Here is a 14,691-nt window from a genome sequence, read left to right on the forward strand (position 1 = left end):
CGCTACGCGGTCGTGCGGGGTCGCGGGCCGGGTCCTTGGGCCCGTGCCGCTGCGGCCTCGTCGACGAGGAGGTCCATGTTGAGCGCGGCGCCCGCCATCGTGCCCGCCGCCGCGGATGCGCCGACCATGGCGGTCGCGTCGCGCGCGTTGCCGACCGCCCACACGCCCGGCAGCGGCGTCATCCCGACGGCGTCGGCGGGAATGACGACCCCGACGCCCTCGACGACGGACGGGCTGCCGCCCAGCTGCTCGTACAGCTCGGTGCGCGCCTCGAACGACGGCCCGACGGCCACGGCGCGCGCGGGCAGCGCAGTGCCATCGGCGAGCACGACCGAGTCGAGCGCGCCATCCGAGTCGTCATCGACGCGCGCGACGACGCCGTCGACGATGCGCACGCCGAGGGCGACGAGGTCGGCGTCGGATGCGGCGTCGCGCGGGCTGTCGTGGCGCACGAACACGACGTCGTCGCTCAGTCGGCTGAACATGAGCGCCTGGTGCGAGCTGCGCGGAGTCGTGCCGATCACGACGATCGCGCGGTCGCGCACCTCCCAGCCGTGGCAGTACGGGCAGTGCACCACGGAGTCGCCCCAGTGCGCTGCGAGCCCCGGGATGTCGGGCAGCACGTCGCGGAGGCCCGAGGCGAGCAGCAGCCGCCGCGCCTGCACGGTGCGGCCGCCTGCCGTCTCGAGCGCGAACCCGTCGGGCGCACGGCGAACCCGCGTGACGCGGTCGTCGACGAGCGCGACGCCGTACGCGGCGGCCTGCTCGCGAGCCGCCGCGATGAGCGCGAGGGGTTCGGCGCCGTCTCGGCTGAAGACGTTGTGCGCGTGGGCGGCGACGGCGTTGCGGGGCTCACCGGCGTCGATGACGACGACCGCTCGCCGCGAACGCCCGAGCGCCGTGGCAGCCGAGAGGCCCGCGGGGCCCCCGCCCACGACGGCGACGTCGACGATCTCGGGCGCGGAGTGGGGGCGGGTGTCGCGGTTCATACGCCGATGCTGCGCCGACGGTGGCGATTGTGGCAAGGGTTGTTGCCGAGATGGCAAACTGCCTTCATGGCAGAGGAGGTCGAACGCACTCTCGCCGGCGTGGGCGGGCGCCTGCGCGCGCTCCGCACGCGCCGGGAGTTGACACTTGCCCAGGTGTCGCGTGACACCGGCATCTCGGTCAGCACGCTCTCGCGCCTCGAGTCGGGCACGCGGCGTCCCGCCCTCGAGCTGCTGCTGCCGCTCGCACGCGTGTACGACGTGCCGCTCGACGAGCTCGTGGGCGCGCCCGAGGTGGGCGATCCACGCGTGCACATCCGCCGCATCCCGCACCGCGGTGGCCTCCTGCTGCCGCTCAGCCGAGGCGCGAACGGCATCCGGGTCGTCAAGCAGATCCTGCCGCCGCCGCGCGCGCGGGAGCGCGTCGAGCTCAAGACGCATCGCGGCAACGAGTGGCTCTACGTGATCTCCGGGCGGCTCCGGCTCGTGCTGGGGGAGCGCGACTTCGTGCTCGAGGCGGGCGAGGCGGCCGAGTTCGACACGCGCACGCCGCACTGGATGGGCGCCGCTGACGGCACGACCGTCGAGCTGCTGCACCTCTCCGGTCCCGAGGGCCAGCGCATCCACCTGCCCGAGCTCGACGCCTGACGATGCGGGGCCCCGCCGGCGGGGCGCGCAACGGGACTTTCGACCCACGGGTTTCGCGGGCGGGACCTTGGGCCCTGACGGGCCACCTTCAGGAAGCGGAAGGTTGAGGGTGTCAGGTCGCGTACTCGTGCGACCGCGGAAGAGAGGACACCCGTGGACCCCCTCGAGATCGCCCGGTGGCAGTTCGGCATCACGACCGTCTACCACTTCATGATGGTGCCGCTGACGCTCGGCCTGGGGATGGTCGTCGCGATCCTGCACACCATGTGGGTGCGCACCGCCGACGAGAAGTGGCTCCGCATGACGAAGTTCTGGGGGAAGCTCTACCTCGTCAACTTCATCATGGGTGTCGCCACGGGAATCGTGCAGGAGTTCCAGTTCGGCATGGCGTGGAGCGAGTACTCGCGCTTCGTGGGCGACGTCTTCGGCGCCCCGCTCGCCATGGAGGGCCTGCTCGCGTTCTTCGTCGAGTCGACCTTCCTCGGCCTCTGGATCTTCGGATGGGGCCGCCTGCCGAAGAGGCTGCACCTCGCGACCCTGTGGCTCGCCGTGATCGGCTCCTGGATCTCGGCGTACTTCATCCTCGCGGCGAACTCGTGGATGCAGCACCCCGTCGGCATCGAGCTCGTCGACGGCAAGCCCGTGCTCACCGACATCTGGGCCGTGCTGACCAACAACACGGCGCTCGCCGCGTTCCCGCACACGATCGCGGGCGCGATCGCCGTCGCGGGCGGCTTTCTGCTCGGCATCGCCTGGTACCAGCTGTGGCGCCGCCGCAAGGACGGCATCGACACCGTGGATGCGTCGGGTCGCGTGATCGTGGGCGAGGCTCCCGAGATCCCGGGTCGCGACACGGCCGACCACCGCGTCTGGATCACCTCGCTGCGCCTCGGCGCGGTCGTCGCGATCGTCGGCTTCAGCGCCGTCGCGATCACGGGAGACATCCAGGGCAAGCTCATGTACGAGCAGCAGCCGCTCAAGATGGCGGCGGCCGAGGCCGCGTGCCACACGGGAACGAGCTTCTCGGTGCTGTCGGTCGGCAAGCTCGGATCGCAGGACTGCTCCGAGGTCGTGCCCGTCATCGAGATCCCCGGCGTGCTCTCGTTCCTCGCGAAGGGCGACTTCACGACCGAGATGCCGGGCCTCAACGAGCTCATCCCGCAGTACGAGGAGCTCTACGGCACGAACCTCCCCGAGAGCGAGCTCTACGGCGAGCGCTCGGGCGCCGAGATCGACTACATGCCGAACCTCGAGGTCACCTACTGGGGCTTCCGCATCATGATCGGCTTCGGCGCGATCGCCGCCTTCGCGGGCGTCGTCGCCCTGTGGCTCACCCGCAAGGGCACCGTGCCGGTCTCGAAGCCGCTCATGCAGCTCGCGGTCTTCGGCATCCTCGCCCCCTTCGGTGCGAACGCCGCCGGCTGGATCTTCACCGAGATGGGCCGCCAGCCGTTCGTCGTGGCGCCGAACCCGAACCCGAGCGGTGTCGACGGCGTGTTCATGTTCACGGCGGCCGCGGTGTCGCCCGGCGTCGACGGCTGGGAGATCGTGTTCTCGCTCGTGTCGCTCGGCCTCGTGTACCTCGTGCTCATGGTCGTCGAGGTCATGCTCCTGGCCCGCTTCGTGCGCGCGGGCGTCGCCGGCGTCATGCCCGAGCGCTTCCACGACGACGACGCCGACGGGCCGGACGGCGACGCGGGCACCCGCGACGACGTCCTGGCCTTCGCCTACTGACCCCGGCATCCGGAACGGAGATTCAAGGAAATGGACGCACTTCCCGTCGTCTGGTTCGTCGCCATCGCGGTGCTCTGGGGCGGCTACATCCTGCTCGAGGGCTTCGACCTCGGCGTCGGCATGCACATGCTGTTCAGCGCGCGCGACGAGAAGCAGCGCCGCGTGATGCTCAACGCGATCGGTCCCGTGTGGGACGGCAACGAGGTGTGGCTGCTCACGGCCGGCGCCGGCACCTTCGCGGCGTTCCCGTACTGGTACGCCTCGCTGTTCTCGACGCTCTACGTGCCGCTCACGCTCGTGCTGCTCGGCCTCATCTTCCGCGCGGTCGCGATCGAGTACCGCGGCAAGATCGTGTCGCGGGCGTGGACGCGCTTCTGGGACTGGTCGATCGGCCTCGGCTCGCTCGTCGCGGCGTTCGGCCTCGGTGCGGGCCTCGCCCTCACGACGACCGGCCTGCCGATCGACGCGAACGGCGACCGCGTCGGCGGCCCGTTCGTGTGGCTCACCCCGATCGCCGTGCTCGGCGGCCTCGCGCTCGTCGGCTTCTGCCTCGTGCACGGTGCGACCTTCCTCGCGCTCAAGACCGACGGCCCCGTGCGCGAGCGGATGGGGCGCCTCGTGCCGCGGATGGCCCCCGTCGCGCTCCTCCCGATCGCCGGCTGGGCGATCCTCGTCGAGGTGCGCGGCGGCAACCCCGTCAGCTGGACGCTCCTCGCGCTCGCCGTCGTCGCGGGCGTGTACGCGTGGCTCCGCGCCCGGAAGGGCAGCGAGGGCTGGGCGTTCACCGGTTTCGCGGCCTTCGGCGCGTTCGGTGCGGCATCCATCTTCGCGGGGGTGTTTCCCGTCGTGCTGCCGTCGACGATCGACCCCGCGTTCGACCTCACGATCTGGAACGCCGCGAGCGGCGAGTACACCCTCATGGTCATGTCGGTCGTGACGGCCTTCGCCCTGCCGGTGGTGCTCGCCTACCAGGCGTGGAGCTACTGGGTGTTCCGCAAGCGCGTCGCGCCGCAGCACGTGCCCGAGCCGCACGACGCGGTGCCCGCCATCCGCCGCGACGCCGCCGCCGGTGCTGTCCCCGGGACGCGTTGACATGACCGCGGAGCGCGCCGACAGCCGCCCCCTGCGAGGTGGCCGACCCGAGCTGGGGCCAGGGGGCGTCGGCGCGCTCGTGCCCGTCGTGCTCGCGAGCCTCGCGGGCGCGGCCGGCACCCTGCTCATCGCGGAGTCGATCGCGCGCCAGCTCGCATCCTTCGCAGCCGGCGGCGACCCCGCCGAGTGGCTCGCGCTCGGCGCGCTCGGCGTGCTGCTGCGGGCGGGCGCCGCGTGGGCGCAGTCGGTGCTCGCGAGGCGGGCGGCCATCCGTGCGAAGTCGGCGCTGCGCCGCGACCTCGCCGCACGCATCGCGCGGGGGGATGCGGCGGGCGGCGGCACCGCGGTGCTCGCGACCGAGGGGCTCGACGCGCTCGACGACTACTTCGGCGTCGCGATCCCCGCGATGGTGTCGGCGCTCGTCGTGCCGTTCGCTGCAGGCCTTCGCATCCTCGGCGCCGACCTGCTCTCGACGATCGTGCTCGTCTGCACGATCCCGCTCGTGCCCGTGTTCATGGCGCTCATCGGCATGCACACTCGCGACCGCGTCGACCGCTCGACCGACGCCCTCACACGGCTCGCCGACCACCTCGTCGAGCTCGCGCGCGGCCTGCCCGTGCTCGTGGGCCTCGGCCGTCTCGAGGAGCAGCTCGCGGCGCTCGACCGCATCCAGTCGGACTACCGCTCGCGCACGATGCTCACGCTGCGCACGGCGTTCCTCTCGGCGCTCGCCCTCGAGCTCATCGCGACGATCTCGGTCGCGGTGGTCGCCGTGTTCCTCGGGGTGCGACTCATCTCGGGCGACGTGACGCTCGAGGTCGCGGTGCTCGTGCTGCTGCTCGCGCCGGAGTGCTTCACGGCGCTGCGCGAGGTCGGCACGGCCTTCCACTCCTCGCAGGACGGGCTCTCGGCTCTCCGTCGCGTGCGCGAGCTGCTCGCCGACGGCCGCGTGTCGGCGGTGCCCGCGGATGGCGCTCCCGCGCTCGAGCACGTCGGCGTGCGGTTCCCGGGGCGCGACGCCGTCTTCGCGGGGCTGACCGTGCGTCCTGTGGTCGGGCGTATCACGGCGCTCGCGGGCCGGAGCGGATGCGGCAAGTCGACCGCGCTCGCGGCGCTCGTCGGCGCCCTCCCGGCCGACGCCGTGCTGACGGGGACGGTCACGGGCGACCCCGCACACACCGCCTACGCCGCCCAGACGCCGCGCTTCGCCGAGGAGACGCTGCTCGAGGAGCTCGCGCTCGCGGGGGCCGACGCGGATGCCGCCCGCGCCCTCGCCGCCGAGCTCGGCCTCGAGGGGGTGCTCGGTGCACCGCTCGCCGAGCTGAGCCCGGGGGAGCAGCGCCGTGCGGCCCTCGCCCGCGCGCTCGCACGGGTCGACGCCGGTGCGACCCTCCTCGTGCTCGACGAGCCGACCGCGCACCTCGACGACGCGTCCGCCGAGCGCGTGCGCGCGGCCGTGCGAGCGCGTGCCGACCGCGTCGCGACGGTGCTCGTGGCGCACGAGCCCGCGACGCTCGCGATCGCGGACGAGGTGGTGACCCTCGGCGGTCAGGCGTGGGCTGGTTTCGACACGCGGCCGGCTCCGCCGGTCGCTACTCAACCAGCGGTGAACGCCGCCACCGCGCACGACGTCGTGAACGCAGGTGACGGCCGTCTCGCTGCTCGACCAGCGGTGAACGCAGGTGGTCGAGGAGCGCCGCCGGAGGCGACGCGTCTCGAGACCGCCGGGCCGGCGGCCGGCCGCGGCCCGCTCCGCACCGTGCTCGCCGCGTCCCCGTGGCGCTGGGTGGGCGCATCCGTGATGGCCGCGCTCGCGATCGGCCTCGGCCTCGCGCTCACGGGCGTGTCGGGCTGGCTCATCGTGCGCGCATCCGAGGGCCCCGCGATCATGTACCTGCTCGTCGCGATCGTCGGCGTGCGCTTCTTCGGCCTTGGCCGCCCGGTGGCCCGCTACGTCGAGCGGCTGCTCGCGCACGACGCCGTCTTCCGGGCGACGGATGTGCTGCGCCTGCGGCTCTGGCGCCGCCTCGCCGCCCAGGGCCCCGCGATGCGCGGGCTGCTCGGCGGGGGAGCGACGCTCGACGTGCTCGTGACCGAGCCCGCGGAGCTGCGCGATCAGCTGCCCCGCGTGATCCCGCCCATCGCGGCGGGCGTCGTCGCGGTCGCGGGGGTCGGCGTCACGACGAGCATCGTCGCGCCGGAGCTCACCGGTGTCGTGTGGACGGTGCTCGCGGTGACGGTCGCGCTCGCCGCGGGCGCGGGCGTGCTCACGGCTCGTGCCGCCGCATCCGCCCGCGTCGCCGCCCGCGCCGCGCTCGTGCGCCGCATCACGGGCCTCGCGCAGGCGGCCGACGAGCTGCGCGGCGGCGGGCTCGCCCCCGCGGCCCGCGCGTCGATCGACAGGCTCGGCGACGAGCTCGCGGCCGCCGAGCGCCGCACCGCCGCGGCCGCGGGACTCGGAAGCGCCGTCGCCCTCGCGGGATGCGCGGGTCTCGCGGTCGCCGTGCCGGTGCTCGCGCCCGCGGCCCTGCCCGCGTCGACCGTCGCGGTCGTCGCGATGCTCGCGCTCGCGCTCGTCGAGGCCGTCGACGGCGTTGCGGCCGCCGCCCGTCGCATCCCGACCCTGCGCGCCGTGCTCGGGCGCCTCGCGCCCCTGCTCGAGGCGCCCGAGACGATCGGCGGCGACCGCCGCCTCGACGCCCCCGTCTCGCGCGTCGAGCTCGACCAGGTCGCCCGCACGCTCCCGGGCCGCGAGCTCTTCGCGGGCATCACGGCATCCGTCGGCGCGGGGGAGCGCCTGCGCATCGAGGGGCCCTCGGGCTCCGGCAAGTCGACGCTCCTCGCGATGATCATGGGCTCGCTCGCCCCGGATGCGGGTGCCGTGCGCGCGGACGGCGCCCCCGTCGCCGACCTCGACAGCGTCGACTGGGGCCGCCACATCGCGTGGTGCCCGCAGGAGGCGCACGTCTTCGACTCGACGATCCGCGGCAACCTGCTCATCGGCCGAGGCCGCGACGACGCCCCCGACGACGCCGAGCTCGTCGCCGCCATCGAACGGGCGGGGCTCGGCGGGCTCTACGCGAGCCTGCCCGACGGGCTCACGACGCGCGTCGGCCAGGCCGGCCGCGCCCTCTCGGGCGGCGAGCGTCAGCGCCTCGCGATCGCGCGCGCCCTCCTCGCCCGTTCCGAGGTGCTCCTGCTCGACGAGCCGACCGCGCACCTCGACGAGCCCACGGCACGCGCGCTCATGCGCGACATCCGCGACGCGACATCCGACCGCATCGTCGTGCTCGTGTCGCACCGCGCGGACGATGCGGACGACGCCGACCGCGTCGTGCGGTTGGGGGGTTTCCCCCACCCCGCGCTCGTCTGACATCCGGATTCCGGGCCCCCCGCGCATCCGGGATGCTGGTGCACATGGAGACGACCACGCGACGCGGATACGGCCGGTACTGGGCGGGTCTGCTGCCCGAGCTGGGCTTCCTGCTGCCGATGCTGCCGATCGTGATCACGGGCATCACGCTGCTCATGACGCTGTTCTGGACGGGCGTCGGCATGATCCCGATCTTCATCGGCGTCTTCATCGTGCTCGCCGCGCTCTTCGTCGCGCGCGGCTTCGGCATCCTCGAGCTCTGGCGCCTGCGCGGGGCGCTCTTCCCGGCCATCACACCCCCGCGCTGGGACCGCACGGCACGCGGCGGAGGAGCCCTCTCGAAGCTGCTCTCGCCCATGATCGACGGGCACTACTGGCTCTACCTGCTGCACGGCTCGCTCGTGAACCCCATCGTCGGAATCATCACGTGGTCGATCACGATCGCGTGGCTGTCGATCGCCCTCGCGGGCATCGGCTACCCGATCGTCGCGCTCTTCGTGCCCGACGACAACGTCGGTCTCGTCGGCCTCGTGCAGTACCTCGTCGACGAAGGCGCCGTGCTGCCCGAGCTCCTCATCAACCCCGCGTTCCACGCGGTCGTCATCGTCGCCGTCGGCCTCGTGTTCCTGCTGACGCTGCCGTTCGTCACGCACGGCCTCACCTGGATCCACCACGCGATCGCCCGCGGGATGCTGTCGGCCTGGCGCTCGGAGGAGCTGCGCGTGCAGATGGCCGACCTCTCGGCCTCCCGCAGCGCGGCCGTCGCCGCCGAGGGCACGGCCCTCCGCCGACTCGAGCGCGACATCCACGACGGCCCCCAGCAGCGCCTCGTGCGCCTGCAGATGGACCTCGCGTCCGCCGAGCGCCAGCTCGAGAAGGATCCGGATGCCGCGCGCGAGCTCATCGCGCTCGCCCGCAGCCAGTCAAAGGAGGCGCTCGAGGAGCTGCGCGCCCTGTCGCGCGGCTTCGCCCCGCCCATCCTCATGGATCGCGGACTCGTCGCGGCCCTCGAGTCGCTCGCCGTGCGCTCGCCCCTGCCGACGCACGTCGAGTCGCTGCTGCCCGAGGGGCTCGCCCTGCAGCCCGAGCTCGAGCGCAACGCCTACTTCATCGCCGCGGAGGCCCTCACGAACGTCGCGAAGCACGCCAACGCGCAGAACGCGTGGGTGCGCCTCGAGACCCGCGCGGGCGACGACGAGGAGCCGCGTTGGCTCGACGTCGTCGTGACCGACGACGGGGCGGGCGGCGCCTCCACCGTCGCGGGCCACGGCCTCGCGGGCATCGCGGAGCGCGTGCGCGGCCTCGGAGGCACGATGGACCTCGTGAGCCCCGCCGGCGGGCCCACCCACGTCATCGCCCGCCTCCCGCTCGGCAACGGGGTGCCCGCCGCTCGCTAACCTGGGGGCGTGAGCGTGCGCGTGGTTGTTGCCGACGATTCCGTCCTGCTGCGCGAGGGCCTCGTGCGCGTTCTCGAGGAGGCCGGCCACGAGGTCATCGGCTCCTACGGTGACGCCGACGAGCTGCTCGCGGCCGTCTTCGACCTCGCGCCCGACCTCGCCGTGCTCGACGTGCGGATGCCGCCCACCTTCCGCGACGAGGGCGTGCGAGCCGCCATCCGGCTGCGGCGGGAGCTGCCGGCCACGGGCATCCTGCTGCTCTCCCAGTACGTCGAGGTCGCCTACGCGCAGGAGCTGCTCGGCGCGGGCTCCGGGGGAGTGGGGTACCTGCTCAAGGACCGCGTCGCCTCCCTCGAGGAGCTCACGGATGCCGTCGACCGCATCGCCGCGGGCGGCACGGTGCTCGACCCCGAGGTCGTCGCCCAGCTCATCGGACGCCGCCACGACCCGCTCGCCTCGCTCACGCCGCGCGAGCGCGAGGTGCTGCAGCTCATGGCCGAGGGGCGCAGCAACACGGCGATCGCGAAGCAGCTGTTCATCGGCGTCGGGGCGGTCGAGAAGAACGTCACGGCGATCTTCGGCAAGCTCGGCCTCGAGGACTCGGGCACCGACCACCGCCGCGTGCTCGCGGTCGTCGCCTGGCTGCAGCGCTGACGGGGCTGACGGGCTGACGGGCTGCTGAAAGGCCGACGCGCGGGCGGATCCGAGGATCCACGCCCGCGCGCCGGGAGATAGTCGGCGCACCCACCCGTCGAGTGCGCCGCCTATCGGCTGTGGGACATTGCAGGTGTACCCGGGGGTTCGAGTCGCTCCCGTCTGGCGGTGGTCAGGCCACCGACGAGCGGGAGACGGTGCTGAAGTCGGCGGTCCAGGTCTGGAGCTCCGGGCGGTTCTCCTGGATGTGGTTCGTCCAGGCGATGCCGTTCCACCAGCGCAGCTGGGGGATGCCGAGGGGGTCGCGGTACCAGCCGGCGGGGGCGGCTGTCGCGCTGGGGTTCACGACGGTCATGGTGGTTCGCTCCTGAGGGGGGTGGGGTAGTCGCGGGCAGGGGGAGAGCGATGCGACTGAGGCGATGGTACTGCCCCCCGTATGCGGGGGCAATGGTGTATTTCCCCCGGTGACCTGCCGTTCCCGGGAACGAGGAAGGCCCCTCCGAGGAGGGGCCTTCCGTGTGCTGTGCCGAGGCTCAGGCCGGCGAGATGTTCGACGCCTGCGGGCCCTTCGGGCCGGGCACGGTCTCGAACTCGACGCGCTGGCCGTCCTCGAGGTTCTTGTAGCCGGAGCCGGCGATCGCCGAGTGGTGGGCGAAGAGGTCGGCGGTGCCGTCGTCGGGGGCGATGAAGCCGTATCCCTTTTCGGCGTTGAACCACTTCACGGTTCCGGTGGTCATGGTGTTCTCCTTTGTATTCGTTGTCATCCGCCGAAGCCCCACCCTGGGGTGGTGCGACGCTCCGAAGGAGGCGGCGGACGCATCCGGTCGGCTCGCAGCCGTGCCGGACGTCTGTGGGGCCTCAGGCTCGCCGGTACTGGGCGAGCATGTGGCAGGTGAAGGGGTCGAGCGCGGCGCGGCCGACCTCGTGCATGTGTCGGACGACCGCGACGTTGGCGCGGGCGAAGCTCATCTCGGTGTAGGGGAGCTCGTGGGTCGCGCAGAACTCGCGCACGATCTCACGAGCCTTCGCGAGGTAGGGGCGGGGCATGTTCGGGAAGAGGTGGTGCTCGACCTGGTAGTTGAGTCCGCCGAGGGCCGCCGACGCCCAGAACCCCCCCGAGATGTTGCGCGAGGTGCGCACCTGCTTCGTGAAGAAGTCGAGCTTCTGCTCGGCAGGGATGATCGGCATGCCCGTGTGGTTCACCGCGAACGCTGCGCCCATGTAGACGCCGAACACGGCCATCTGCACGCCGATGAAGGCGAAGGCCATGCCGAGCGGCAGCACCCAGAAGATCGCGCCGAAGTAGACGCCGAAGCGGAGGGCGAGCATCCCGAGCTCGATCCAGCGACCCTCGACCTTGCGGCGCTCGAGGAGCGAGCGGATCGAGTGGAAGTGCAGGTTGAGGCCCTCGAGCAGGAGCAGGGGGTAGAACAGCCATCCCTGGCGGCGCGTGATGAAGGCGAGCAGGCCGCGCTGCGCGGCCGCCGTCTCGGGCGTGAACGCGACCACGTCGACCTCGATGTCGGGGTCCTTGCTCACGCGGTTGGGATTGGCGTGGTGGCGCGTGTGCTTCGTCATCCACCACTGGTAGCTCATACCGACGCCGAGCACCGCGACGATGCGGCCGATGCGGTCGTTGGCGGGTCCGCTCTTGAGCACCTGGCGGTGCGCGAACTCGTGGCCGATGAACGCGGCCTGCGTGAAGATGATGCCGAGGGCTCCGGCGATGAGCAGCTGGAACCAGCTGTCGCCCAGCAGGATGAAGCCTGTGATGGCCCCGCCGAGGGCGAGGAGGAGGCCGCCGCCGAGAAGGGCGTAGAACCAGCCCGCCCGGCGCAGGAGGCCCGATTCGCGAACGGTCTGGGAGACCTGGGTGAAGGTGCGGACGGGGTTGATGCTCTCGCCCGTGCGGGGACGCGTCTCACGGATGCGGCCGACACCGGCGATGGAGGTGGAGGAGATAAGCGATTCCGTTTCCTCTTGGCAGCCCGAATGGGCCGTGGGTGAAGCCAAGAAGCAAACCGCCTGTCGACTTACCTGACCCTACCCGACGGCATATTCCATTGCGCTGTGAGTATGCCCGGCATGTGGTGGCAATACGTGCACAGAAGTTGTGCATGGAATCTATGCATGCCAGGATCGCTCCATGACCGACGACGGTACCGCCGCCCCCACCCCCTACATCGGCATGCGCCTCGACGCGCGCGCCGTGCGCGTGCTCGCGCATCCGCTGCGCTCGCGCATCCTGAGCCGCCTGCGCCTGCACGGACCCTCGACGGCGACGGAGCTCGCGGCCGAGCTCGCCACCAACACGGGGGCGACGAGCTACCACCTGCGCGCTCTCGAGTCGGTCGGCCTCGTCGCCGATACGGAGGAGGGGGTCGGCAAGCGTCGCCTCTGGCGGGCCTCGACCGACTACCACGAGTGGACCGACTCCGATTTCGCGGGCGACGAGGACACCCAGACGGCGCTCGGCTGGCTCACGCGCGACTACGTGCGACAGCTCGGCGAGCGGGCCGAACAGTGGCTCGACGTGCGCGAGACGTGGCCGGCCGAGTGGTCCGACCTGCTCGGCCTCGGCGACATGCTCGTGACCGTCACGCCCGAGCAGTTCGCGGCGCTCCTCGGCGAGCTGCGCGAGGTCGTCGAGCGCTACCGCGAGGCGGGTGCGGGCGACCCGCGGGCGCGCCGCATCCACGCCTACGCGGTCGCGCGGCCCGTCGACCTGCGGCCCGACGATCTGCGGCCCGTCGACCCGCGGCCCGAGGCGGAGCCGGATGCCGGGGCGGGCACCGAATGAGCCCCCTGACCGCGCGCCAGGCCGAGCGGCGGCTCGTGCTCCTCACCGTCACGCGCTGGCTTCCCGTCGGGCTCGTCTTCGGGCTCACTGTGCTGCTGCCGCTCGAGCGCGGCGTGGGCCTCGCCGAGGTGGGCGTCATCCTCGCCGTGCAGGGCTTCGTCGTGCTCGCGCTCGAGGTGCCGACGGGCGGCTTCGCCGACACCGTCGGCAGACGCCCGGTGCTGCTCGCGGCGGGCGTGATCGCCGTCGTGTCGTCGATCGTGTTCGTGCTCGCCGAGGGGTTCTGGATGTTCGCCCTCGCGATGCTGCTGCAGGGCTTCTTCCGCGTGCTCGACTCGGGCCCGCTCGAGGCGTGGTTCGTGGACGCGGCGCACGCCGACGACCCCGCCCACCCCGTCGAGCGGGGGCTCAGCCGCGCGGGCACGGCGCTCGGCGTCTCGATCGCGCTGGGGGCCGCGGCGGGCGGCGGGCTCGTGGCGTGGCATCCGCTCGCCGGGTGGTCGCCGCTCGTGCTGCCGTTCCTGGTGTCGACGGGCGCAATGCTCGTGCACCTCGTGCTCACGGCGGTGCTCGTGCGCGAGGACGTGCGCATCCGCACCGCGACGACCGCCGTCGGCATGCGTGACACGGTCGTCGGCGGGTTCGCCGAGCTCGCGCGCTCGCGCGTGCTGCGCGGGCTCGTGCTCGTCGAGGTCTTCTGGGTCGTCGCGATGATCGCCTTCGAGGTCGTGACGCCCGCGCGCCTCACGGAGCTCGTCGGCACGGAGGCCGCGGCGGCCGCGCTGTTCGGCCCGGCGTCGGCGGCGGCGTGGGCGCTCTTCGCTGCGGGGTCCGCGGTGGCGGGGGTCGCATCCGCTCGTATCGGCGTCGCGGTGACGGCGATCCTCGCGCGGCTGCTCAACGGCGCGTTCGTCATCGTCATGGGGCTCGTCGCGGGACCCGTCGGGCTGCTTGCGGCCTACGGGGCGGCGTACGCGTTCCACGGCTCGGCCGGGCCCATGCACAACGCGCTGCTGCACCGTCAGGCGACCTCGAGCAACCGCGCGGTCGTGCTGTCGCTCAACTCGATGGTCGCGGGCGGCATGTCGAGCGTCGCGCTGCTCGTGCTCGGCCCCCTCGCGGAGGCGACCTCGACGTCGCTCGCCTTCGTGCTCGCGGGTGCCTTCAGCCTCCTCGGCGCCCTCTTCTACCTGCCGGCCCTCCGCGCCGAACGAGGCGGTCGTCTCAGGCCGGGCCGTGATATCCGAGACCCGAGCTGATGCGGTCGGCGGTCTCGATCACGATGCGCGCGAGCTCCGCCTCTCGGGTCTCGAGGTCGATCGACGTGCGCGGCCCCGAGATCGAGATCGCCGCGACGACCCGGCCGAGCTGGTCGAGGATCGGTGCGGCCACGGATGCGCGGCCGAGCACGAACTCCTCGACCTCGGTCGCGTAGCCTCGCCGGGCGATGACGCCGACCTCCCGCTCGAGCACGGCGGGATCCGTGATCGTGGCCTCGGTGAACGAGGCGAGCGGGAGCAGTTCGCGGCGCGCCGCCGTGCTCAGGGCGGGGAGGGTCGACTTGCCGATGCTCGTCGCGTGGATCGGCACGCGCTGCCCCATGAGCGTGTGCGACTTGGGAGACAACCTGCCTTCGAAATGGCACAGATAGACGAGCTCGGTGCCTCGCAGCATCGCGATGTTGACGCCGAGGCCCAGCTCGGATGCGAGATTCTGCGCGATCTGCCGGCCGACGCGATGGACGGGGTTCTGGTTGATCGCGACCCCCGCGAGCGTGAGCAGTTCGGAGCCGAGGAAATAGAGCGTCGTGAGGGGGTCGCGTTCGACGAGCCCGGCGGCCTCGAGCGTCGCGAGCAGCCGTGACGCGGTCGACTGGGTGATGCCCGCAGCGCGGGCGATGTCTCCGACGCGACGGGGTTGCCCGTCGGAGAAGCACTCAAGGACGGAGACCGCCTTCTCGACGCTCTGATTCGTGCCCTTCTCGGTTGCCATCGTTGTCCTTCGTCT

The 14,691-nt window shown here is 72.6% G+C and carries 13 protein-coding genes; 8 read left to right on the top strand and 5 right to left on the bottom strand.

What is annotated here, in order from left to right; all coding sequences use genetic code 11:
- Positions 1-2: 2 nt before the first annotated feature.
- On the bottom strand, positions 3-989 hold the full coding sequence (locus H4J02_RS04850) for an NAD(P)/FAD-dependent oxidoreductase (protein ID WP_187675973.1): 987 nt from the start codon (positions 987-989) through the stop codon (positions 3-5).
- A 66-nt stretch (positions 990-1,055) separates the two neighbouring features.
- On the opposite strand from H4J02_RS04850, the gene H4J02_RS04855 reads away from it, so the two are divergent.
- From H4J02_RS04855 to H4J02_RS04880, 6 genes are all read left to right on the top strand, one after another.
- Positions 1,056-1,634: a helix-turn-helix domain-containing protein gene (locus tag H4J02_RS04855; protein WP_187675974.1), complete on the top strand. Its 579-nt coding sequence runs from the start codon at positions 1,056-1,058 to the stop codon at positions 1,632-1,634.
- Positions 1,635-1,787: 153 nt separating this feature from the next.
- A complete protein-coding gene (locus H4J02_RS04860; protein WP_187675975.1) occupies positions 1,788-3,368 on the top strand; it encodes a cytochrome ubiquinol oxidase subunit I in 1,581 nt (526 codons plus the stop codon).
- A 30-nt stretch (positions 3,369-3,398) separates the two neighbouring features.
- Complete coding sequence (cydB, locus tag H4J02_RS04865) at positions 3,399-4,460, top strand: cytochrome d ubiquinol oxidase subunit II (protein ID WP_187675976.1); 1,062 nt, start codon at positions 3,399-3,401, stop codon at positions 4,458-4,460.
- A gap of 1 nt (position 4,461) precedes the next feature.
- On the top strand, positions 4,462-7,833 hold the full coding sequence (cydC, locus tag H4J02_RS04870) for a thiol reductant ABC exporter subunit CydC (protein ID WP_187675977.1): 3,372 nt from the start codon (positions 4,462-4,464) through the stop codon (positions 7,831-7,833).
- A 44-nt stretch (positions 7,834-7,877) separates the two neighbouring features.
- Positions 7,878-9,230 carry a sensor histidine kinase gene (locus H4J02_RS04875; protein WP_262406222.1) on the top strand — a complete coding sequence of 451 codons (1,353 nt, stop codon included), beginning with the start codon at positions 7,878-7,880 and terminating at the stop codon, positions 9,228-9,230.
- Between the two features lie 15 nt (positions 9,231-9,245).
- Entirely contained in the window at positions 9,246-9,884 is a 639-nt protein-coding gene (locus H4J02_RS04880) for a response regulator transcription factor (protein WP_187676430.1), read from the top strand.
- A gap of 172 nt (positions 9,885-10,056) precedes the next feature.
- Here the strand turns inward: H4J02_RS04880 and H4J02_RS04885 are convergent, their stop codons facing one another.
- From H4J02_RS04885 to H4J02_RS04895, 3 genes are all read right to left on the bottom strand, one after another.
- Positions 10,057-10,239, bottom strand: coding sequence for a DUF2510 domain-containing protein (locus tag H4J02_RS04885; protein WP_187675979.1), 183 nt, complete (start codon positions 10,237-10,239; stop codon positions 10,057-10,059).
- 178 nt (positions 10,240-10,417) lie between these two features.
- Positions 10,418-10,621: a cold-shock protein gene (locus H4J02_RS04890; RefSeq protein ID WP_187675980.1), complete on the bottom strand. Its 204-nt coding sequence runs from the start codon at positions 10,619-10,621 to the stop codon at positions 10,418-10,420.
- Positions 10,622-10,742: 121 nt separating this feature from the next.
- Positions 10,743-11,897, bottom strand: coding sequence for an acyl-CoA desaturase (locus H4J02_RS04895; protein ID WP_187675981.1), 1,155 nt, complete (start codon positions 11,895-11,897; stop codon positions 10,743-10,745).
- A 133-nt stretch (positions 11,898-12,030) separates the two neighbouring features.
- On the opposite strand from H4J02_RS04895, the gene H4J02_RS04900 reads away from it, so the two are divergent.
- Together H4J02_RS04900 and H4J02_RS04905 are read left to right on the top strand one after the other, a co-directional pair.
- Positions 12,031-12,684: a helix-turn-helix transcriptional regulator gene (locus H4J02_RS04900; protein ID WP_262406223.1), complete on the top strand. Its 654-nt coding sequence runs from the start codon at positions 12,031-12,033 to the stop codon at positions 12,682-12,684.
- Positions 12,681-13,943, top strand: coding sequence for an MFS transporter (locus tag H4J02_RS04905; protein WP_187675982.1), 1,263 nt, complete (start codon positions 12,681-12,683; stop codon positions 13,941-13,943). Before H4J02_RS04900 ends, H4J02_RS04905 begins: the two co-directional genes overlap by 4 nt.
- Here the strand turns inward: H4J02_RS04905 and H4J02_RS04910 are convergent.
- Positions 13,909-14,676, bottom strand: coding sequence for an IclR family transcriptional regulator (locus H4J02_RS04910; RefSeq protein WP_187675983.1), 768 nt, complete (start codon positions 14,674-14,676; stop codon positions 13,909-13,911). The two genes, H4J02_RS04905 and H4J02_RS04910, sit on opposite strands and share 35 nt — an antisense overlap.
- Positions 14,677-14,691: the final 15 nt, after the last annotated feature.

Source organism: Protaetiibacter sp. SSC-01 (assembly GCF_014483895.1).
In the GTDB taxonomy this organism is placed as follows: Bacteria; Actinomycetota; Actinomycetes; order Actinomycetales; family Microbacteriaceae; genus Homoserinibacter.